The sequence below is a fragment of the Thalassospira sp. MCCC 1A02491 genome, from assembly GCF_001613785.1.
GTDB classification, from domain to species: Bacteria; Pseudomonadota; Alphaproteobacteria; order Rhodospirillales; family Thalassospiraceae; genus Thalassospira; species Thalassospira povalilytica.
Window position 1 is genome coordinate 66,469 of sequence record NZ_LPVX01000001.1, and the last position, 21,590, is coordinate 88,058.

18 protein-coding genes are annotated in these 21,590 nt (G+C 54.9%); 8 read left to right on the forward strand and 10 right to left on the reverse strand.

Annotation, left to right across the window (positions count from 1 at the left end; translation table 11 throughout):
• Positions 1–47 precede the first annotated feature (47 nt).
• The 6 genes from AUQ42_RS00310 (at position 48) to AUQ42_RS00335 (ending at position 6,723) form a co-directional block, all read left to right on the forward strand.
• Positions 48–956: a LysR substrate-binding domain-containing protein gene (locus AUQ42_RS00310; RefSeq protein ID WP_068517017.1), complete on the forward strand. Its 909-nt coding sequence runs from the start codon at positions 48–50 to the stop codon at positions 954–956.
• A gap of 161 nt (positions 957–1,117) precedes the next feature.
• Positions 1,118–2,278: an ABC transporter substrate-binding protein gene (locus AUQ42_RS00315; RefSeq protein WP_068516959.1), complete on the forward strand. Its 1,161-nt coding sequence runs from the start codon at positions 1,118–1,120 to the stop codon at positions 2,276–2,278.
• A gap of 220 nt (positions 2,279–2,498) precedes the next feature.
• A complete protein-coding gene (locus tag AUQ42_RS00320; protein ID WP_068516960.1) occupies positions 2,499–3,488 on the forward strand; it encodes an ABC transporter ATP-binding protein in 990 nt (329 codons plus the stop codon).
• Positions 3,485–4,456, forward strand: coding sequence for an ABC transporter permease (locus AUQ42_RS00325; protein ID WP_068516961.1), 972 nt, complete (start codon positions 3,485–3,487; stop codon positions 4,454–4,456). Before AUQ42_RS00320 ends, AUQ42_RS00325 begins: the two co-directional genes overlap by 4 nt.
• Complete coding sequence (locus tag AUQ42_RS00330) at positions 4,446–5,261, forward strand: ABC transporter permease (protein ID WP_068516962.1); 816 nt, start codon at positions 4,446–4,448, stop codon at positions 5,259–5,261. Before AUQ42_RS00325 ends, AUQ42_RS00330 begins: the two co-directional genes overlap by 11 nt.
• A 34-nt stretch (positions 5,262–5,295) precedes the next feature.
• Positions 5,296–6,723 carry a gamma-aminobutyraldehyde dehydrogenase gene (locus AUQ42_RS00335; RefSeq protein WP_068516963.1) on the forward strand — a complete coding sequence of 476 codons (1,428 nt, stop codon included), beginning with the start codon at positions 5,296–5,298 and terminating at the stop codon, positions 6,721–6,723.
• A 67-nt stretch (positions 6,724–6,790) separates the two neighbouring features.
• Here the strand turns inward: AUQ42_RS00335 and AUQ42_RS00340 are convergent, their stop codons facing one another.
• The 4 genes from AUQ42_RS00340 to AUQ42_RS00355 all read right to left on the reverse strand — a co-directional run bounded on the left by AUQ42_RS00340 (position 6,791) and on the right by AUQ42_RS00355 (position 12,736).
• Positions 6,791–8,011, reverse strand: a complete 1,221-nt coding sequence (locus tag AUQ42_RS00340; protein WP_068516964.1) for an amidohydrolase family protein — start codon at positions 8,009–8,011, stop codon at positions 6,791–6,793.
• Positions 8,004–10,553 carry a branched-chain amino acid ABC transporter ATP-binding protein/permease gene (locus tag AUQ42_RS00345; protein WP_068517018.1) on the reverse strand — a complete coding sequence of 850 codons (2,550 nt, stop codon included), beginning with the start codon at positions 10,551–10,553 and terminating at the stop codon, positions 8,004–8,006. Before AUQ42_RS00345 ends, AUQ42_RS00340 begins: the two co-directional genes overlap by 8 nt.
• A 14-nt stretch (positions 10,554–10,567) precedes the next feature.
• Complete coding sequence (locus AUQ42_RS00350; RefSeq protein WP_068516965.1) at positions 10,568–11,443, reverse strand: branched-chain amino acid ABC transporter permease; 876 nt, start codon at positions 11,441–11,443, stop codon at positions 10,568–10,570.
• A 105-nt stretch (positions 11,444–11,548) separates the two neighbouring features.
• Positions 11,549–12,736, reverse strand: coding sequence for an ABC transporter substrate-binding protein (locus AUQ42_RS00355; protein ID WP_197460749.1), 1,188 nt, complete (start codon positions 12,734–12,736; stop codon positions 11,549–11,551).
• A 281-nt stretch (positions 12,737–13,017) separates the two neighbouring features.
• Here AUQ42_RS00355 and AUQ42_RS00360 point away from each other — a divergent pair, with 281 nt between their 5' ends.
• A complete protein-coding gene (locus AUQ42_RS00360; protein ID WP_068517020.1) occupies positions 13,018–13,443 on the forward strand; it encodes a nuclear transport factor 2 family protein in 426 nt (141 codons plus the stop codon).
• Positions 13,444–13,551: 108 nt separating this feature from the next.
• On the opposite strand, the gene AUQ42_RS00365 is transcribed toward AUQ42_RS00360, so the two are convergent.
• Positions 13,552–14,265, reverse strand: a complete 714-nt coding sequence (locus tag AUQ42_RS00365; protein WP_082817642.1) for a GntR family transcriptional regulator — start codon at positions 14,263–14,265, stop codon at positions 13,552–13,554.
• Between the two features lie 138 nt (positions 14,266–14,403).
• Here AUQ42_RS00365 and AUQ42_RS00370 point away from each other — a divergent pair, with 138 nt between their 5' ends.
• Positions 14,404–16,011: a gamma-glutamyltransferase family protein gene (locus AUQ42_RS00370; RefSeq protein ID WP_197460750.1), complete on the forward strand. Its 1,608-nt coding sequence runs from the start codon at positions 14,404–14,406 to the stop codon at positions 16,009–16,011.
• A gap of 49 nt (positions 16,012–16,060) precedes the next feature.
• Here AUQ42_RS00370 and AUQ42_RS00375 read toward each other — a convergent pair whose 3' ends face one another.
• From AUQ42_RS00375 to hppD, 5 genes are all read right to left on the reverse strand, one after another.
• Positions 16,061–17,137: a hypothetical protein gene (locus AUQ42_RS00375; RefSeq protein ID WP_068516967.1), complete on the reverse strand. Its 1,077-nt coding sequence runs from the start codon at positions 17,135–17,137 to the stop codon at positions 16,061–16,063.
• A gap of 85 nt (positions 17,138–17,222) precedes the next feature.
• Positions 17,223–17,903: a maleylacetoacetate isomerase gene (gene maiA / locus AUQ42_RS00380; RefSeq protein WP_068516968.1), complete on the reverse strand. Its 681-nt coding sequence runs from the start codon at positions 17,901–17,903 to the stop codon at positions 17,223–17,225.
• Between the two features lie 9 nt (positions 17,904–17,912).
• A complete protein-coding gene (locus AUQ42_RS00385; RefSeq protein WP_068516969.1) occupies positions 17,913–18,932 on the reverse strand; it encodes a fumarylacetoacetate hydrolase family protein in 1,020 nt (339 codons plus the stop codon).
• 15 nt (positions 18,933–18,947) lie between these two features.
• Complete coding sequence (gene hmgA, locus AUQ42_RS00390; protein WP_068516970.1) at positions 18,948–20,318, reverse strand: homogentisate 1,2-dioxygenase; 1,371 nt, start codon at positions 20,316–20,318, stop codon at positions 18,948–18,950.
• Between the two features lie 82 nt (positions 20,319–20,400).
• Positions 20,401–21,513 (reverse strand): 4-hydroxyphenylpyruvate dioxygenase, encoded by a 1,113-nt coding sequence (hppD, locus tag AUQ42_RS00395; protein WP_068516971.1) that lies wholly within the window; start codon positions 21,511–21,513, stop codon positions 20,401–20,403.
• Positions 21,514–21,590 lie beyond the last annotated feature (77 nt).

Sequence of the window (21,590 nt, forward strand, 5' to 3'; positions counted from 1 at the left end):
GAAAAAACCGCGACAAGGTAACTGCCATCGCCTATCGTGATGGCATCATGGCATTTACCATTCGACAGCTTCAATATTTCGTCGCCGTTGCCGAACAGGGAACTGTATCGGGGGCGGCGCATATTCTGTCGATTTCGCAATCTGCCGTGACCGAGGCAATCAAGGAACTTGAAGCCGATCTTGGCGTCACCCTGTTTGACCGGCATTCGCGGGGCCTTAACATCACCCATAACGGGCATCAGTTCCTGCGCCATGCCACCACGATCCTGGCCAGCGTATCGGACGCCAAACAGGCCTTCGAAGACACCGCCAAGGCCGAACAGGGCGAATTGCATCTGGGCGTTACATCGCTTGTTGCCGGTTATGTTCTGTCTGACATTCTGGCCCGTTATCGCCGCGCCTATCCGCATGTGACGGTCAGTGCGATTGAAGATAACGGTGATTATCTGGAACATCTTCTGATTGGCGGGGAAATTGATGCCGCGGTCATGGTGATTTCCAACCTGCGCGATCGCCTTGCTCTGCAATCGGAAATTCTTGAAGTTTCCCCCTATCGTCTGTGGCTGCCACTTGGCCATCGGTTGGCCACCGCGCAAAGCATCACCCTTGATGATGTGACATCCGAACCGCTGATCATGTTGACCGTTGATGAAATCGAAGAAGCCACCGGCAAGCTTCTTGGTGCGCTGGGCACCCGTCCGCGGGTGGCATTTCGCACCAGATCGGTCGAGGCAGTACGCAGTCTGGTCGCCACTGGGGCGGGATTGTCGTTGCTGCCCGATCTGGTTTATCGCCCCTGGTCGCTTGAAGGTGACCGGATTGAAAGCCGCGATGTATCGGGCACCCTTCCGATGGTTCAGGTCGGTGTGGTCTGGCGCAAAGGGTCACCGCTTTCACAAGCCGCGCGCGATTTCATCGGATTGGCCCAGGCCCACCGCGCGACACGTCTGCGTTAAATCTACCAATCGCTTTGCTACCATACGCCTCAGGATGATATCGGAAAAACCGATAACGTATTTCTGATAAATGAAATTGTGAATGCTCAGGATCGGCGTACCCTTGGCTGCGGGAAATAAAAGTCACACGAATTGACGCCCTGCAACTGGGAGACATCACAATGAAATCGTTACTGAAATCGGGCACGTCCGTCATGGTCGTGCTTGCCTTGGCGGCAAGTCAGGCCGCCGCCGCCGACATGATGACCGAACTTGGCACCCCCGAAGGCAACGTGAATATCGTTGCATGGCCGGGCTATATCGAACGCGGTGAAACCGATGCCAATTTTGACTGGGTGACATCGTTTGAAAAGGAATCCGGATGCAAGGTGAATGTCAAAACCGCCAACACATCCGATGAAATGGTCGCCCTGATGAACGAGGGCGGTTTTGACCTTGTCACCGCATCGGGCGATGCATCGCTTCGCATGATTGCCGGCAAACGCGTTCAGCCAATCAATACCGACCTTATTCCAAGCTGGAACACGGTTGATGACCGTCTGAAAAGTGCCCCCTGGCACACGGTTGACGGCAAACATTACGGCACGCCCTATCAGTGGGGGCCGAACGTTTTGATGTATAATACCGAAGCCTTCAAGGAAGCGCCCAAAAGCTGGGATGTTGTTTTCAAGGAAATGACGCTGGCCGATGGCAAGTCCAACAAGGGCCGCGTTCAGGCCTATGACGGCCCGATCCATATTGCCGATGCGGCGCAATATCTGATGGCGCATAACCCGGAACTCGGCATCAAAAGCCCCTATGAGCTCAATGCCGATCAATATGCCGCCGCCCTTGACCTTTTGCGCGGACAGCGCGAACTGGTTTCGCGGTATTGGCATGACGCCTTCATCCAGATGGATGACTTCAAGAACGAAGGCGTTGTTGCATCGGGTTCCTGGCCGTTCCAGGTCAACCTTCTGAAATCCGAAGGTCTGCCGATTGCATCGACCATCCCCGAAGAAGGTGTGACCGGCTGGGCCGATACCACCATGCTTCATGCCGATGCCGAAAACCCGACCTGTGCCTATTTGTGGATGGAACATTCCCTGTCACCAAAAGTTCAGGGCGACCTTGCCGCATGGTTCGGTTCAAACCCGGCAGTTCCGGCTGCTTGTAAAGGCAATGCCCTTTTGGGTGACGAGGGTTGTGCAACCAACGGATTTGACGATTTCGACCGTGTCAGCTTCTGGCAGACCCCGGTTTCGAAATGTGAAAGCCAGGGCGAATGCGTCCCCTATTACCGTTGGGTATCTGACTATATCGGTGTGATTGGCGGTCGCTAAGACCTCCTTGTGACCAAACATGGTAGGGCGTCAGGTGTCTCGTACACCCGGCATCTGATGCCTGCCTGCTGAAATGCGCAATCGCTGCCAATCCGGGGGGCTTGGCCGTGCGATGGGCATCAGCCACGGTCACGCATCACCCGATTGGGCGCCACCCGCCACCTCCCTTGCGACCCGAAGCCCGCCCTGCGCGGGCGGGCTTCAAACAACTGGTTTACCAATGACGACTGCAGTTTCCTTTTCCAGAGTTTCACGCCATTTCGGCGCCGTCCGCGCCGTTGATGATGTGGATCTGTCAATTGCCGAGGGCGAATTTTTCGCCATGCTCGGCCCGTCAGGATCGGGCAAAACCACCTGCCTGCGCCTGATTGCCGGCTTTGAGCAACCGACAAGCGGCCATATCGAAATCTTCGGTACCAAGGTCGAAAACGTGCCGCCCTATCGGCGCAACGTGAATACCGTGTTTCAGGATTACGCCCTGTTCCCGCACATGAACATCATCGACAATGTGGCCTATGGCCTGATGATTCAGGGAATGGGCAAGGCCGAACGTCACAAGGCCGCCAATGAGGCCCTCGAACTTGTCGCCCTGCCGGGTTATGGCGACCGCCGGCCGGGGCAGCTTTCCGGTGGACAGCGCCAGCGCGTTGCGCTTGCCCGTGCCTTGGTCAACAAACCCAGGGTCCTTCTGCTGGATGAACCGCTGGGCGCGCTTGATCTGAAACTGCGTGAACAGATGCAGGAAGAACTTAAAACCCTGCAACGCAAACTTGGCATCACGTTCGTCTTTGTCACCCATGATCAGGGCGAAGCCCTGTCGATGGCCGATCGGGTTGCTGTTTTCAATGACGGTAAAATCCAGCAGGTCGGAAGTCCGCAGGATATCTATCAACGTCCGCAAAGCCGCTTTGTCGCCGATTTTGTCGGATCATCAAACGTTCTTGAACCCGATTTTGTCAAACAGCTGACCGGCAAGGCCGCCTATGCCAGCCTGCGCCCCGAAGCCATCCGCTTTGTTCAGTCTGATGGCCACGCAGCAACCGTGACCGGAAGCAGTTATTTGGGCGGCACCACCCGGGTCGGGTTGGCGCTTGGCGATATGCGGATCAATGCGCTGATCGCTGCCGATCAGGTCGTGCCGCAAAATGGCGCCGCTGTTCAAATCAGTTGGCAGGAAAGCGAATTGCATTTGATGGAGGATGCCCAATGACGGCCGCATCCCCCGTCACGGAACCCGCGCAAGGTACAGCCATTCTGCCCGGTCAGGGCGGATGGACCGGATCGCTGTCAGACCGGTTCTGGCGCAATCCCAAACTGCTTTTGATCCTGATGCTGACCCCGCCGGTTCTGTGGCTTGGCATCATCTATCTTGGATCGCTGTTTGCGTTGCTGGCGCAAAGCTTCTTTTCCATCGATGAATTTTCGGGGATGGTTCAGTACGAACTGACGCTTAAAACCTATGGCGAACTGTTCCGTCCGGCCAATCTTGATATCATCATCCGCACCGTTTCCATGGCGGCCATCGTCACGGTTGCCGCGGCCTGTGTGGCATTCCCCATTGCCTATTTCGCCGCGCGCTATGCACGCGGAAAATGGAAGGCACTGTTTTACATCGGTGTGATGCTGCCGCTTTGGTCAAGCTATCTGGTCAAGGTTTATGCCTGGAAACTGATCCTTGCCAAGGAAGGCATCCTGACATGGATTTTTGCCAAGCTGCATCTGACCTGGCTGCTTGAAGCGTGGCTGGCGATCCCGATCATTGGCGGCTATTCCCTGTCGGTCAGCTATACCGGGACTTTCCTTGTATTCCTTTATGTCTGGTTGCCCTTCATGGTTTTGCCGGTTCAGGCTGCCCTTGAACGTGTCCCGGGAAGCTATATCGAGGCATCGGGTGATCTTGGTGCCACGCCCGGTCAGACATTCCGCCATGTGATTTTCCCGCTGGCCTTGCCCGGTATTGTCGCGGGGTCGATCTTTACCTTCTCGCTGACCCTTGGCGATTACATCATTCCGCAAATTGTCGGGTCATCACGCCTGTTTATCGGTCAGGCCGTCTATGCCCAGCAAGGCACGGCGGGCAACATTCCGCTGGCCGCGGCCTTTACGGTCGTGCCGATTGTCATCATGGGCTTCTATCTTTGGGGTGCCAAACGCATGGGGGCTTTCGATGCGATCTGATGGAAAGCAACGCGCGCCCTTTGCGCTTAAGCTTGCTGCCGGGCTTGGACTTGCCTTCATGCATCTGCCCATTGCCCTGATCTTTGTCTATGCCTTCACGACCGAGGATAAGTCATATCAGTGGCCGCCCCCGGGTTTCACCCTGAAATGGCTGGAAGTTACATGGAACCGCCCGGATGTCTGGGATGCACTGAAACTGTCGCTTCAGGTCGCGACCATTTCGACCGTGATTGCCATGGTTTTGGGAACACTGTGTGCCGCCGCCGTATCACGCACCAAATTCTTTGGCCGCGAAACCATATCGCTTCTGGTGATCCTGCCGATTGCCTTGCCCGGCATTATCACCGGTATCGCGCTTCGATCCGCCTTCAGCATTGCTGACATCCCGTTCTCGATCTGGACGATCATTCTGGGTCACGCGACCTTCTGTGTTGTCGTTGTCTATAACAACGCCGTCGCACGGTTCCGGCGGACATCGGGGTCGCTTGTCGAAGCATCGATGGATCTGGGGGCCAACAGTTTCCAGACATTCCGCCATGTCATCCTGCCCAATATCGGCACGGCCCTTTTGGCGGGGGGGATGCTGGCCTTTGCCCTGTCCTTTGACGAGGTGATTGTCACGACCTTTACCGCCGGTCAGCAATCAACATTGCCGATCTGGATGCTCGAAGAACTTGTCCGACCGCGCCAGCGACCTGTCACCAACGTGGTGGCGATGGTTGTGGTTCTGGTCACGGTCCTGCCGATCCTTGCGGCCTATTACCTGACCCGTGATGGCGATCAGGTGGCCGGATCCGGGAAGTAACAACGTAATAACGATAGAAACGGGAGAGCTTATCATGGACACAAAGATGCTGATCGGCAGCAGCCTTGAAACGGGCGTCGAAGCCGAAGAAAACATCATCAATCCCAAAACCGGCGAAACCATCATGATGCTGCCCGAAGCATCGATGGAACAGATCGACCGGGCCGTAAATGCCGCCGAACATGCATTCCAGTCATGGTCGCGCACCACACCGGCAGAACGGTCGAATTACCTTCTGAAAATTGCCGACCGGATCGAGGCCGAGGCCGAAGAATTCGTCAAACTGGAATCGCTTAACTGTGGCAAACCGATCAATGCGGTGCGCGATGACGAAATCCCCGCCATTGTCGATTGCTATCGCTTCTTTGCCGGTGCTGTACGCTGCATGCAGGGATCGCTTGCCGGTGAATATATGCCCGGTCATACATCAATGATCCGTCGCGATCCCATCGGGGTTGTTGGTTCCATTGCGCCGTGGAACTATCCGATGATGATGATGGCCTGGAAACTGGCCCCTGCCATTGCCGGGGGCAACACCGTTGTCTTCAAACCGTCTGAACAAACCCCGCTGACCGCCCTTAAGCTTGCGACCATTCTGGCCGATATCCTGCCCGAAGGTGTCGTCAACATCGTTCTGGGCCGTGGGGCCACGGTCGGCAATGCCCTGATCAACCATCCCAAGGTCGATATGGTTTCGATCACCGGCGATGTCGCGACCGGCAAAAAGGTCCTTCAGGCCGCCGCCAAATCGGTCAAGCGCACCCATCTTGAACTCGGTGGCAAGGCGCCGGTGATTGTATTTGATGACGCGGATGTCGATGCCGTCGTCGAAGGCCTTCGCGCCTTCAGCTACTATAACGCCGGGCAGGATTGCACAGCGGCATGTCGTATCTATGCCGGCCCGAAAATCCATGACAAGCTGGTGGCAGATCTTTCATCGGCGGTTTCAAGCATTGCTTATGCCCGCCCCGATGATGCTGAAAACGAAATCGGCCCGCTGATTTCCGAACGTCAGCGCGACCGGGTGGCAAGCTTTGTCGCCCGTGCATCCGAACAAAAGCACATCGAAATCACCACGGGTGGCAAACTGCATGACGGGCCGGGCTTCTTCTATCAGCCGACCGTGATTGCCGGTGCCCTGCAAAGTGACGAGATCGTCCGTCGCGAGGTCTTTGGCCCCGTGGCCTCGATCACCCGCTTCACCGATGTCGACGAGGCCGTCGCATGGGCCAATGATTCCGATTACGGTCTGGCATCATCGATCTGGACCAAGGATATCTCGCGCGCCATGCAAACCAGTGCGCGGCTGCGGTATGGCTGTACCTGGATCAACACCCACTTCATGCTGGTCAATGAAATGCCCCATGGTGGTTTGAAACAGTCCGGCTATGGCAAGGACATGTCGCATTACGCACTCGAAGATTACACCGCTGCCCGTCACATCATGATCGCGCACGGCTAAGCTAAAAAAAAACAATCATCAGACAAAAGGGCAGCCCGGAAAGCTGCCCTTTTTTCATTTGTATGATTTATGGGTGAAACAGCCTTGCGGCGGGATGTTCGAACGTGACCCGCCCGTCTTTCATACCCCACACGGGGCGGCTGATTTCGGAAACCACCTGGGCGCGACTTTGGGCGGGCAGGATGATGAAGCTTGCAGCTTCGCCTGCCGCGATCCGGTTTGATTTGCCCAGAAGTTTGGCCGGGGCATCAGCGATCATGGCAAAGCAGTTTTCAAGTTCGGCTTCTGTCGAAAGCTGACTGACATTGGCATAAAGGTTCGCCATGCGTGACAGTGAACAATCGCCATAGGGCGTAAACGGATTAAGCACATTGTTGGTCGCAATCGTGCAGCAAACCCCATGCGCGGCCAACTTGTGTGCCGGGGCCACACCCCGCGGCACACTATGATCATGATCGCGCCCGGTCAGGAAAAGATCGGTTGCCGGAAGCACGGTCAATCCGATCCCGGCATCACGCATAATCGCAATCGTGTCTTCAAGTTGCGGTTTGGGCAGCACCGACAGTTTGGTGACATGGCCAATCATCACCCGGCGCTGCCAGCCAAAGGCAATGGATTGGCGGGCCACTTCATCAAGATGACGCCATGAACCGTCCAGATCAAAATCCAGATGGAAATCAAGATCTACATCATATTCCCGCGCCATTTCAAACAGGCGCAGGATCTGACCGTCGGGATCGGTATCCATATAGGGGCAGCCCCCCAAAAGATCCGCGCCGTTTTCAAGGGCCTCGCGCAGCAATTCCTCGGTCCCCGGATAATTCAGCAATCCTTCCTGCGGGAAGACGCAAATCTCGATATCCATCGCCCATGCGTAATCGGCCTTAAGCCGCTTAATCGCGTCAAAGCCCGCAAGCCCGATGCCCGGATCAATTTCCACATGGGTGCGAATGGCATTGGTGCCCTGGGTGATTGCCTTTTCAATCACCTTGGCCCCGCGGGCATAGACGTCATCTTCGGTAAAGCCGCTTTTGGCATTGGCAACCGCACTGATCGCACCTGAAAGCGTGCCGGTTTCATTCTTGGCACGATCCAGAATGCAGGCCTTATCCAGATGCAGGTGGCTTTCAACAAAGCCCGCCGTCACCAATTGCCCGGCCGCGTCAAAAGCCGCTCCATCCCCGGTTATCGATTGGCCGATTTCAACGATCTTGCCATTGGCGATCCCAAGATCAAGAAGGGTGTTTTCGCCATGCAGACAGGCATTCTTTACCAGATAATCAAACATCTCCAACCGCCACCTTTTCTTGATTTTTATCGCCCTGTTCACTGCCGCCAAGATAGGCGGCAATCAGGCGTTCATCCTGACGCAAATCCGATGCGGGACCCTCGGCAACTACCTGTCCCTGTTCAAGGACATAGGCATAATCCGCCACCGAAAGCGCCATGGTCGCCATCTGATCAACCAAAAGGATGGTCACGCCATCATCGCGAAGCTCGCCCAAAATGGCATAAAGTTCTTCGACCATCGCCGGTGCCAGACCAAGGGACGGTTCATCAAGCAACAGCGCCTTCGGCTTGGCGACCAGACCGCGCGCAATCGCCATCATTTGCTGCTCACCACCCGACAGCAACCCTGCCGGACTGTTGATGCGGTCACGCAACCGCGGGAAGCGTTTCAGGATGGCTTCAAGTTCTTCGGCACTGACCGGCTTGGGCTGCTTATAGGCCCCCAGTTCGATGTTTTCGCGCACTGTCAGTTCCGGGAAAACCTGACGCCCTTCGGGTACAAGGATCAATCCCTGTTCCACGATCTGATGCGGGGCAAGGGCATGGATATATTCGTTATTAAGAACAATCTGCCCCTTTACCGGGCGCAACAGTCCAGCAAGGGCGGTCAGGAAGGTCGACTTGCCCGCACCATTGGCGCCAAGCAGTGCGACCATCTCGCCCTGACGGACCTTGATATCAATCGATTGCAGAACCGGGGCCGCCCCATATCCCGCGGTCAGGCGCAGGGTTTCAATCACCGGGGAGTCCCCGGCTTCGAACGGAATGGGTCGTGGGCGCGCCTTCATCTTGCCATCGCCCAAATAGGCGGCAATGACTTGCGGGTTGCTTTGCACTGCCTGCGGGCTTCCGAAAATGATCTGGGTTCCGGCATCCACCGCCAAAATCTGATCAGAAATACCCATGACCATTTCCATGTCATGTTCGACCAGAACAACCGCGATCCCGGCATCGGCCAGTTGGCGCAGCAGTTTGGAAAGTGCGACCTTATCGGCATGCATCAATCCGGCAGCCGGTTCATCAAGCAGAAGAACACCGGGCCTGGTCGCAAGTGACCGGGCAATTTCGACAAGACGGCGATCCACATGCGGCAAATCACCCGCACGGGCATCGATATCGCCCTGATAGCCGCAAAATGCCAAAAGTCCGGCGGCATGATTGCGGTTGTCATCTGATGCAATCGCGCTGAACGGCTTGCCAAAACGACCAACCGGAAGACCGGCAATGACATTATCGACAACCGACATATTTTCAAAAAGCCGGGTCGCCTGATAGGTGCGCGCAATCCCGTTGCGGGCTGCAAAGTCGGTCGGTTTTCCGGCAATGTCCTGATCACCGATGCGAACCGCACCCTCGGTCGGTTTGTAGAACCCGCTGATGATGTTCAAAAGCGTGGTCTTGCCTGCCCCGTTTGGACCAATGATCGACGTAACCTGCCCCGGCTTGGCGGTGAAGGATACGGAATTGACCGCCTTCACCCCGCCAAAGGCAATCGAGATATCATCAACCACCAGACCGTCCGACTTGGCATAGGCTTTAAGCCCTGCCTCGATCTCGGCCGCGGGGGTGGCATTGACCGTGCGTTTTTTAAGCGGGATGAACCGTTCGACCACACCGACAATACCTCGCGGCGCGATCAACAGAACAACGATCAGAAGTCCGCCAAAAATCAGCAACCGATATTCGGCAAAATCGGCCAGCATTTCGGGCAGCATCACTGAAACCGTGGCGCCGACCAGTGGCCCCAGAACCGTACCGGCCCCGCCCAGAATGACCGCAAACAGATACAGGATTGATTGACTAAGCGGGAAGTTGCTGGGCGCAATAAACATCATAAGCGGCGCAAACAACGCACCGGCCAGACCCGCCATCGCCGCCGCAATGGCAAAGCCGGTCGCCTTGACGAAAAAGGCATTATAGCCCAGCGAACTGGCCGCAATTTCGGCATCGCGCATCGATGTCATCGCCATGCCCCAGCCACTTGTCGCCAGACGACGGAATGCCAGCAACGCAACCCCGCCCAGAATAACGCACAGCATCACAAGATCGGTTTCACTGAGCATATAGCCAAACAATTCGGGCATCGGGAAGCCCATCAAACCGTTCTGCCCGCCGGTCAGGGCACGCCATTCAATCGCGCCATGTTCGACAATAAAGGCAAAGGCAATGGTCACCATGGCAAGGAACGGCCCCGCCATCCGCACCGCCGAAAGGGCCAGCAAACACCCGGCAAGCCCGGCAATCACCGATGACACCACCAGCGACAGCCAGAAATTCAAGCCAGCCAACGTCAGGATCGCACTGGCATAGGCCCCGATGGCAAAGAACCCGACCTGCCCCAGTGACACCAGACCAGTCAAACCATAAAGAACGTTCAAACCCACACACAAAATCGTTGTGATCGCGACAAGACCAATGATGAACTGGGTATAGCCGCCGGTGATTGAAACACCGATCAACCCGCCAAGCACGGCAAGGATGATTGCAGCATCAAGGGCGACAGGTTTGTTCAGTTTGGGCATCGGATTTTTAAATTTCATATAGCGTTTCATCATCAGACCTTCTTGATCGCTGCACGACCAAACAGGCCGCTTGGTTTGATGGTCAGAACCGCGATCACAAGGGCGAACACGACGATGAAGGTATAAGACGATCCGAGATAGGTGGTCACAGCGGCCTCAACCAGGCCATAGATAAAGCCTGCCAACATGACGCTATAGGCCGAAGTCATGCCGCCCAGAATGGCGACGGCAAATGCCTTAAGCCCGAAAAGCGTTCCCATATCCGAATGCACCGAAAATAGCGGCGCGATCAGAAGTCCGGCACAACCGGCAAGCATCGATGAAATGGCAAAGGAACCCGTGACCATCACGGTGGTATTGATCCCCATCAGTTTGGCGGCCTGAAGGTTTTGCACCACCGCCAAAAGCGCACGACCCTGACGGGTATGGCGAAACAGACCATGCAGGGCCAGGGCCACACCGATGGCCGCAATCGGGATCAGGATCTGTTGCGGATAAACACCGGTGCTAAAGATATTCCAGGTTTCGCCGACAAGGGCGGATGGCAACGTGCGCGGTTCATTACCAAAGGTAAAAAGCACCGCGTTATCAAGCAAAATGCCGCCGGCAACCGTCGCCATCAGCCAGGCTTCGGAATTGCGAATGGCAAAGGGACGCACAAGGAAAAACTCGACCAGAATTCCGCCAAGCCCGCAGCACAGAATGGCAAGCGGATAGCCGACAATGACAGGCAAGCCATATTGTTCACAGAAAACAAAGCCCAATACCGCACCCAGCATCACCATCGATCCTTGGGCGAAATTGACCTTTGAGGACACCGAATAGGTGATCTGAAAACCAAGTGCGATCAGTCCGTACATACTGCCCAGACCGATCCCGGTAATCAGGGCTGCGATTAATAATGTCATTGCCAGTCGCCTGTTATGTCGCGCACCAGAAGTGCATCATTCAAAAAGGAATAAAGCCCTGTGCGATGCAGGGTGGGTCCGCCGCGCACAGGGGTAAAAAGCGGCTTATTTAATCGGAATGATTTCGCCTTCGACGAAATGCGCGAAGGTGTAATCTTCCGGACCAAGCGCGTCCTGATCATCCGGGGTGAACGGCTTGTCATAGGTTTTGATCATGCCTTCGATGCCCGAAATCTCGTACATCGCTTCGCGGATGGCCGGACCGTCGGTCGAACCGGCCTTTTCGATGGCCGCTGCAATCAGAAGGGTCGCGTCATAGGCATTGGCAATACCGGTCGCCGGGGTCACATCGGCGAGGGTTTTGATTTCCGGGAATTTTTCCTGAAGCTTGACGAACATCGGGCTGGTTGCATCGGTAAACAGATAGGTCTGGATGAAATGGACCTTCTCGCCGGATTTGCCTGCCAGTTCGGTAAAGCGACCGCCCGCCGGGCCCCAATGCGAGGAAATCGGCACATCCCAACCCATACGATCAAGCGACTTGATCACCTGTGCGGTCGGGGCAACGTTGGCAACCACAAACAGGGAGTCAGCACCATTTTCCTTAAGGCGGGTCAGTTGCGGGACAACATCGACGTCGTTTGATTCAAACTTTTCGATCCCGGCATGAGTCATGCCGCGTTTTTCCAGCGCCTTGAGCAAGCCCTTCTCGTTGGACTCCCCCCACGGGTTGTTGATCAGGATCATGCCCGGCTTTTTGGCACCGTAATTTGCAATCAGATATTCGGTGATTGCTTCGTCGACATATTCATCAACGGCGGAAACGCGGAACACATAGTTTTCTTCAGCACCGTTTTTGGTGATGCCGGTACCAGCAGCCCAAGGGCCGATGAACGGAATTTTCTGCTGATTGGCATACGGGACAATGGCAAAGGATACCGGCGTATCAAGACCGCCAATGATCGCAGCAACGCCTTCGCGCTGTGCCAGTTCACGGGCCGCGACCAGACCTTTGCCCGGGTTGCTTTCATCGTCGCGCGATACAAGTTCAAGCGGCTTGCCAAGAACGCCGCCCTCGGCATTGATCTTGTCAATCGCAAGGGTAATGCCGCGCGTGATTGCTTCGCCGGATTTGGCCGACTGGCCACTCAGCGCAGCAACAAGGCCAAGCTTCACGGTGTCTTCGGCACGGGCGTTATGGATGGGCAAGGTGGCAGCGAACATCATCGCAGCAGCGGCCCCCAAAAGGGCGGCACGGCGCGTCAGTTTCGGAATAGGCGAAGAAATAGGCATGTGAGACTCCCTGATTATGTGACTTTCGTATTCCGGTCGCATTCGGTCGTCGCAGTTTCACGATACGCGCCGAACAACCACCGCACTGCAGCAAGGCCCGTGCCAAGAATCAGAATTGATAATTTTCAGACACTTACGGGAATTCAGGTCAATTAACGAAGCGCATTTGCCTCATGTATACGCAAATTGCATGCAATTATTGCATAAAATTAGTGCATGCAAATTTTCTGCCTGCGTATTATGCTGATCACAGATCAATTGCAGTGAATGAGGAATTCCAGATGACCGATCAGACTGCGGTAAATGTGCTTGATACACTGCCGCCCGAAGCCCGGACCGTGCGCGATTTTCTTGATGCATCCATGAAGCCCGACCCCGAACTGGCGGCGACTTTCATGTCTGATGATGTCGTCATCACCTTTACCGATGGTCAGAAATACGACCATCCGTCGGGCACCACGGCCTTTAACGCCGCGCGCTATAAATGGGTGAAAAAGAAGTTCGGTCAGTTTGATGTCGCCAATACCAACGGCCAGACCGTGGTTTACAGCACCGGCTGGCTTTATGGCGAATGGCCCGACGGAACGCCGTTTGAAGGCAACCGTTATGTCGACCGTTTTGTGATTGAAAACGGCAAGATCGTCAAAATGGATGTCTGGAATGAAAGTGCCGAACGCATTCTGGTGCGCAAAGGCATCAAGGCCTGATCCCCGATGCATATCAGGCGATGCGGCGTATCGATCCATGATCACGTTTGCGGAACTGACCGCCTGCTTTTGCGGGCGGGCGGTTATATCCGCGAACGTACTATTGCGTTAGGCCCCGCCGTCACGCACCTTTCTGGCATAGGGTTCCAGCGCATCCAGATACAAAAGCGGCCCGCCTTCCTCGGTCGTGAACAATGCGCGGTCGGCCACGGCGGTCAGGTGATGCCGCATCAATTTGCGCGCGGTTTCCTCATCCCCGGTTTTCAGGGCTTCGATGATTTGCCGATGTTCCTGAATGCCGCAATCGGTCGAATGGGGCCTTGCATACAGCGACAACGTCAAACCACAGCGATATCCGATTTCCTCGACATAGCGCAGCAAAACCGGGCTTCCCGAAAGCTTGGCCAGCAGGATATGGAACTCGGTGGCAAGTCGGATCGAAATTGGCTCGGACGCATGTTCGGCGGCGACTTCCTTGGCCAGATGGGCTTCGAGTTCGGCCAGAAGTTCCGGGCTCATATTCTTGATCACCCGGCTGATCACAAGGTCTTCGATCTGGGTGCGCAATTCAAACAGATCGCGCGCTTCTTCAAGGCTGGGTTTGGCGACCATCGCACCCTTGTTGCGGCGAAGCTCAACCAGGCCTTCGGCGGCAAGTCGTTCAAGGGATTGACGAATAAGTGTGCGGCTGACACCGAAACGTTCACCAAGGGAATCTTCGGGCAATTTCATGCCGGGCATCAAAACGCGTTCCAGGATTGCCGAACGCAATGCCGAACTGATCATGTCCGTGCGGTGTTTAACCTTATCAGATGCCTTCATGCCTGCCCGCCACGTTTCCCGATGCATACAATAAACTGTTTGCGTTTGTATAATTGATTGCATGCAATTTCGCCACAGCTGATCCGCCCTTTGCCTGATCCCGCCCCATCATTTGAAATCGCAGAAAGAAATCCGACCATGTCCGATCCCGCATCCATCCACCGCCATCGCGCCATGATCACAAGCCCAAGTACGGCTGCCAGCGAAGCCGGTGCAAAAGTCCTGCGCGATGGGGGCACCGCGATCGAGGCCGTGATCGCAACAGCGGCAATGTTAGCGGTAACATACCCGCATTTCTGCGGCATTGGCGGGGACGCGGTCTGGATGGTGTCGGACGGATCGGGCAAGGTACAATCCTTTTTGGGCATCGGACAGGCGGTCGCAAATCCCGGCAGTCATGCCACGCCGGGCAAACCGATCCCCCTGCGCGGTCCGGGTTCAACCCTGACCACTGCCTGCACGGTTGATTCCTGGCAACATGCGCTGGATCATTCGGCGCGTCATTGGGACGGCAAAAAGACGCTTTCCGATCTGATTGCACCCGCCATTGATCTTGCCGAAAACGGCTTTCCGATCAGTGCATCACAATGCTTCTGGCTTGATTTCCGCAAAGATGACATCGCCAACTGGCCCGGCTTTATCGATATCTTTGCCCCCAACGGCAAAATGCCGGTAGCGGGCGAGATGTTTTATCAGCCGCAACTGGCCGAAAGCCTGAAACTGATCGCGCAAAACGGCGCGCGCGATTTTTACGAAGGCATCCTGTCGGAGCGCATTGTTGCCGGGCTTTCAGCGGTCGGATCACCAATCACCAAGGCGGATCTTGCCAACACCCGCACCCGCACGGTTGATGCGGTTTCCCTTGATTATGGTGATGTCACCCTGTTTGCCCCGCCTGCCCCGACCCAGGGACTGGCAACGCTGATGACCATGGGGGTTTTGCGCGAACTGGGAACCAAAAACTGGACCGAAGGCAATAGCGGTCATTTCCATCTGGTGGTCGAGGCCATCAAGCAGGCCTTTCTAGAACGCGATCAGATCGGTGATCCCGATTTCGCCCAAACCGACTTTACCGCAATGCTTGATCCCGCAAATCTGGCACGCGCAGCCATGTCCGTTTCGACTGAAACCGCGATGGACTGGCCCCATCCGTTCCGACATGGCGATACGGTTTTCCTTGCGGCCAGGGACGCGCAGGGCAATTGCGCCAGTGTTCTGCAAAGTACGTATTTCGATTGGGGCAGCGGGGTGGTTGCCGGTGATACCGGCATTGTCTGGCAGAACCGGGGTGCGGCATTTACCACCAATCCGGACCACCCGAACTGCTTCAAACCCGGCAAACGCCCGTTCTATACGCTTAATCCCGGTTTGGCCCTTAGGAACGGCAAGCCGCATCTGCTGTATGGGACCCAGGGTGCTGACGGACAGCCGCAAACATTAGCGATGTTGCTGACCCGTGTTCTTGATTTCGGCCTGTCACCAGCCGACGCCCTTGCCAAGCCGCGCTTCCTTCTGGGCAAGACATTTTCCGACAGCAATGACAGCCTGAAGCTTGAAGTCGATGCCGGCGATGACGTGTTTGATACGCTTTCTAAGCGTGGTCACATCCTGCGCGCTATTGAAGCCCAAAGCGCGCTTGCCGGTCAGGCGGGAATCATTCGCATTGACGATGACGGCTTTGTTGACGGCGCCCATGATCCGCGAAGCGATGGCATGGCAATCGGGGTTTCTGATGCAAAAGCTTAACGGCATTCAGTCGAAAGCGGTCGAAGCATTCTTAATCAGCTGGCATAACCTAATCTTCTTTGTCTAAAAGCTTACTCAGAGCGTCGCGCAGCTTCCTACCATTGATTGAGACAACGTCATCTCGCTGTGGATTGATCATTTTGGTGCCGAGCGATGGAGACATCCATTGGACTTCACCGCCAACAACAGGGTTACCTTTACTGTCAAGAGGAGTCTCAACTTTATTAGTATTACTCCAATTACAGAAAGCCTTTGACCGCGCTTGCGTCAGGTCGATAATTGAAGGCAATGGTCGGTTTTTCACTAGCGAAGCAATTAATCCAGTATCCGGTACCGGAATCCCTGCAGCAGAAACGCTAATCACTTTTGCCACGTAATTCCAGACAGCAGAAAGCGGTTCAAACTTACGAATTTTCCCGCCAAGCAACCGGATATGCATTAAGGCGTCGTTTCTCGAGAGCGGATCAGACAGCCTAGCAATATTATGCGAGTACTCTAAGTAAGTTTCATCGTTGATCAAGCGATCAAACATCAAAATAGTGTCGGATGGCTTGGTTCTATTGACCAACGAGGGCGCATCAAAATTCACTGCCGAATATGTACCGAGAACAGCCTCGAGCTGAGCTAGTATCACTCGGGTTTGCCCATCCAGAACTTTGCCCCTCATGAACCTCAGCAGCTCAATTGATTTTTCGAGTTCGATGTCAACCTGAAGACTATGGTTGAACCCTATTGCCAATTTCCTGACAAGCGAGTGCAGTTCAACCATAGGCGAGCGAATATCTCGATCAGATTTCGACTTAAACTTTAATTGAATACCGTCTTCAGTAAAGACAACACCAAACTCTTTTCTCAAACCGTGCAGAATTCTGTGAGAAGCGTCAATTTCATAACTGTCGTCAAATAATTTAACCCTGCATTTTAAAATTTTTGGCATCTCATCAATTGACGACACCTCTGGAGCTGAATTCGGCATGTAAATTCTTGCAACTCCATAAGAAATATATTCCTCCAACATAGAAGCAAAGCATGAGTAATCTTGCGCAAAAATCACTTCCTCGGTTTTCGGCAAAAACCCAACCCGAGTTAGTGGAAGAGAATCATATAAAAGCTTGGATATTTCCATTACTCAAGACTGCGCGATGCAATTGAATATTTTAAAGATATCAAAGCATATACAGAATCGTTGTGTTGAGAAGTAAAAATACAATCTAGCGCGGGCACCTGTCGGGATGGGCATTGGCAAAGGCATCAATGGCGAGACAGCTTTGCTCGATCGCCCTGATCCGCGGAAAGTGAGAAAGGCTCACATTCCAGCGGCGTGCGTTGTATAGCTGCGGGATCAGGCAGATATCGGCCATGGACGGGCGATTGCCATGGCAAAATTTTCCACCGTCCGTCTTGTTGCCATCGCCACCTTCATTCGTGCGCGTTGCCAGCATGGCCTCGAACGCGGCCAGGCCACCGCCGATATATTTCTCCATCCAGTCATGCCGGAACGTGTCCGCGTCTTCGCCACTGGCGGATGCCAAATCCATGACATGACGCACCACACCCAGATTGCAGATGGGATGAATATCCATGGCAATAACATGTGTCAGGGCGCGCACGCGTTGCCGGGCAAGGGTTTCGGATGGAAGCAATCCCTGCCCCGGCCTTGTTTCATCAAGAAATTCGATGATTGATACCGACTGGGTCATCATGATCCCGTCAATCTCAAGCGCGGGCACCAGCCCCTGGGGATTGCGTTTGAGATAGTCCGGGACCTTGTGAATCCCGGCCAGAAGGTCAATCGGCACCGTCCGATAAGGAATATTCATCAGCCCCAACGCAATCCGCACCCGGTAACTTGCCGATGATCGCCAGTAATCATACAGGACGACTTCGCCCATATTCGGTCCTTATGGCTTGTATTGACGAACGGTCTGATCAATCGCACCAAAGATTGACCGGCCATGATCATCAAGCATTTCAATTTTGACCCGGTCGCCAAATTGCAGGAACGGGGTTATCGCCGCACCGGTTTCAATCGTTTCGATCATGCGGATTTCAGCAATACAGGAATACCCAGCCCCACCTTGATCGACCGGCTTGCCTGGTCCGCCATCAAGTTTGTTTGATACCGTCCCCGACCCGATAACCGTGCCTGCCGCCAGCGGGCGTGTGCGTGCAGCATGGGCAATAAGCTGGGCAAAATCAAATGTCATGTCGATCCCGGCATTGGCCCGTCCAAACGGCTTGCCATTCAGATCAACATGAAGCGGCAGATGAAGCTTCGCCCCGTCCCAGGCATCACCCAGTTCATCCGGCGTGATCGCAACCGGCGAAAATGCCGAAGACGGTTTGGACTGGAAGAAGCCGAACCCCTTGGCCAGTTCGCCGGGAATAAGACCGCGCAGCGATACGTCATTGACCAGCATGATCAGCCGAATGGCAGAACGGGCCTGATCAAGGCTTGCGCCCATCGGAACATCATCGGTGATGACCGCAATCTCGCCTTCCATATCGATGCCCCAGGCGGTATCGGCCATCAGGATATCGTCGCGCGGACCAAGGAAACTGTCAGAGCCGCCCTGATACATCAGCGGATCGGTCCAGAAGCTTTGCGGCATTTCGGCCCCGCGGGCCTTGCGCACCAGTTCCACGTGATTGACATAGGCCGATCCGTCCGCCCACTGATAGGCGCGTGGCAATGGGGAATGAAGGTCTGCCATATCAAGCGTGACGCGCCTGGCAATCGTGGAACCGGCTTCGATTTCATCGGATAGTTCGCGCAAACGCGGTGCGATCACCGACCAGTTATCAAGGGCGGTCTGAAGGGTTGGCGCGATCGCGCTGGCATCGACATAGGATTCCAGATCACGGGTTACCAGAACCAGCTGACCATCACGGGTGCCGTTTTTAAGGGATGCAAGTTTCATCTTATCGTTTTGCCTTTATTTCCGGCCTTCGGGTGTGCCATCAAATTTGCGTTCAAGCCCGGACCAGCAATCAAGATAATCATCCTGAAGGGTTTCAAGTTCGGCGGCGAATTTGGTCAATTGCTGTGGAAAGCGGGTTTCGAACATAAACGCCATGGTGCCATCAAGTTTCTGCGGGCCGAGTTCGGCATTTGATGCCTTCTCAAAGCCGAATGCATCGGGACCATGGGCAAGCATCATGTTGTGCAAACTCATGCCGCCCGGAACAAATCCCTTTTCCTTGGCATCATATTGCCCGCAAATCAGGCCCATGAATTCCGACATGATGTTGCGGTGATACCATGGCGGGCGGAATGTATGTTCAGCCACCATCCAGCGCGGCGGGAAAATCACGAAATCGACATTTGCCGTGCCTTCCTCGCCCGAGGGTGCGGTCAGAACCGTAAAGATCGACGGATCGGGATGATCAAACAGGATCGCGCCAACCGGCGAGAATGTCCGAAGATCATATTTGAACGGTGTGTAATTGCCGTGCCACGCCACCACGTCGAGTGGCGAATGACCAATCGACGTTTCGTGAAACTGCCCACACCATTTCACCCGCACCCGACACGGGGTTTCCTTATCCTCATAGGCGGCAACGGGTGTTTTGAAATCACGCGGATTGGCCAAACAGTTCGCCCCGATCGGCCCGCGGTCGGGCAGCGTGAATTTCGCACCATAATTTTCACAGACATAGCCGCGCGCCCCGCCATCAATCCCGGCATCAAGGATGCTGACCTTGAACATCATGCCGCGCGGGATCAGGGCGATTTCAAGCGGGGCGACATCCATCACGCCAAGTTCGGTAAATATCCGAAGCGTGCCGGATTCCGGCACGATCAGAAGTTCACCATCAGCATCAAAGAAATAGTCATCGACCATGTCGGCATTGCAGACATAGACATGGCTTGCCATGCCCGATTGCGACATCGCATCGCCCGCCGTCGTGATGGTGCGCATGCCCGAAATGAAATCGATTGCGTCTTTTGGCATCGGCACCGGATCCCAGCGCAATTGACCAAGGGCAAGACTATGATCATTCAGGCACGGGGCGGTTTTCCAATGCGGGTGATCAAGGACGGTAAATCGCCCGTTATGTTTGACACTGGGCCGGATACGATACAGCCAGGACCGCTCATTGGTGCCGCGTGGCGCGGTAAAGGGCGAACCGGAAAGCTGTTCAGCATAAAGCCCATAGGCGCATTTTTGCGGGCTATTTTGCCCCTGCGGCAGGGCACCGGGAAGGCTTTCGGTTTCGAAATCATTGCCGAAACCGGGCATATATTTCAGATCGGCTTGATCCACGGCCGGATTGGCCGGGTCACGGGTCGGTTTATCAAGCATGGCGGTCAATCCAACTGCGATAACAACAAACCGTCAGGGCCGCGTAACACACGGCCCTGAACTGGATATGGGGTTGGCGGACCTATTCCGCAGCATCAACTTTCAAAACGCCACGGCGGATCTGGTCTTCTTCGATGCTTTCAAACAGAGCACGGAAATTGCCCTCGCCAAAGCCTTCGTCGCCTTTGCGCTGGATAAATTCAAAGAAGATCGGCCCGATCACGGTTTTTGAGAAAATCTGAAGCAGGATCTTGGTCATGCCGCCATCAACGACCCCTTCGCCGTCGATCAGGATGCCATGCTTTTTCATCCGTTCGATCGGTTCGTCATGCCCATTCACACGGTCATGGGATTTCTCGTAATAGGTTTCCGGCGGACCGGGCATGAATTTCAGATCATTGGCCGCAAGCTTGTCGGTGGCGTCATAGATACCATCCGTACCGACTGCGATATGCTGAATGCCTTCGCCCTTGTATTTGCGAAGATATTCTTCGATCTGGCTTTTATCGTCAGTCGATTCATTCAGCGGAATGCGGATTTTGCCGCAGGGCGATGTGATCGCACGGCTGACCAGGCCGGTGATTTTACCGGCAATGTCAAAGAAGTGGATTTGCTTGAACCCGAACAGATCGCGATAGAAGTCCCACCATTTATCCATATTGCCGCGATAGACGTTATGGGTCAGATGGTCGAGATAATAGAAACCGACACCTTCGGGCTTGGGATCCCGTTCGCCCAGCCAGTCAAATTCCGCGTCATAGGCCGATCCGGTATCGCCATATTTATCGACGAAATACAACAGCGATCCGCCAATGCCGACAATCGCCGGGACATCAATGGCTTTGTCATCGCCCAGATACGGTTCCGCCCCCTTGGACACCGCATGATCAAAGGCATGTTTGGCATCAACCACACGCCATGCCATCGACGGTGCGCAGGGGCCGTGTTTTTCAACGAACTTCATCCCATGCGAGCCTGGTTCGGCATTAAGGATGTAATTGATATCGCCCTGACGCCAGACGGTGATATTTTTGGTCTTGTGCTTGGCCACCGGGCTATAGCCCATGCGGGCAAACAGGGTTTCGAGTTTTTCGGCATCCTCATGGGCGAATTCGACAAATTCGAACCCGTCGGTTCCGGCAGGGTTATCATCACTGATGGTGGCACGGGGGGCATCATGCGGGAACGGACCCATCGGAAGTCTCCTTTGATTGAAACATTCGAATTTCTGGAACTGTTCGAATTCTTGTTATGTCCCAATCGTGCGCCAAA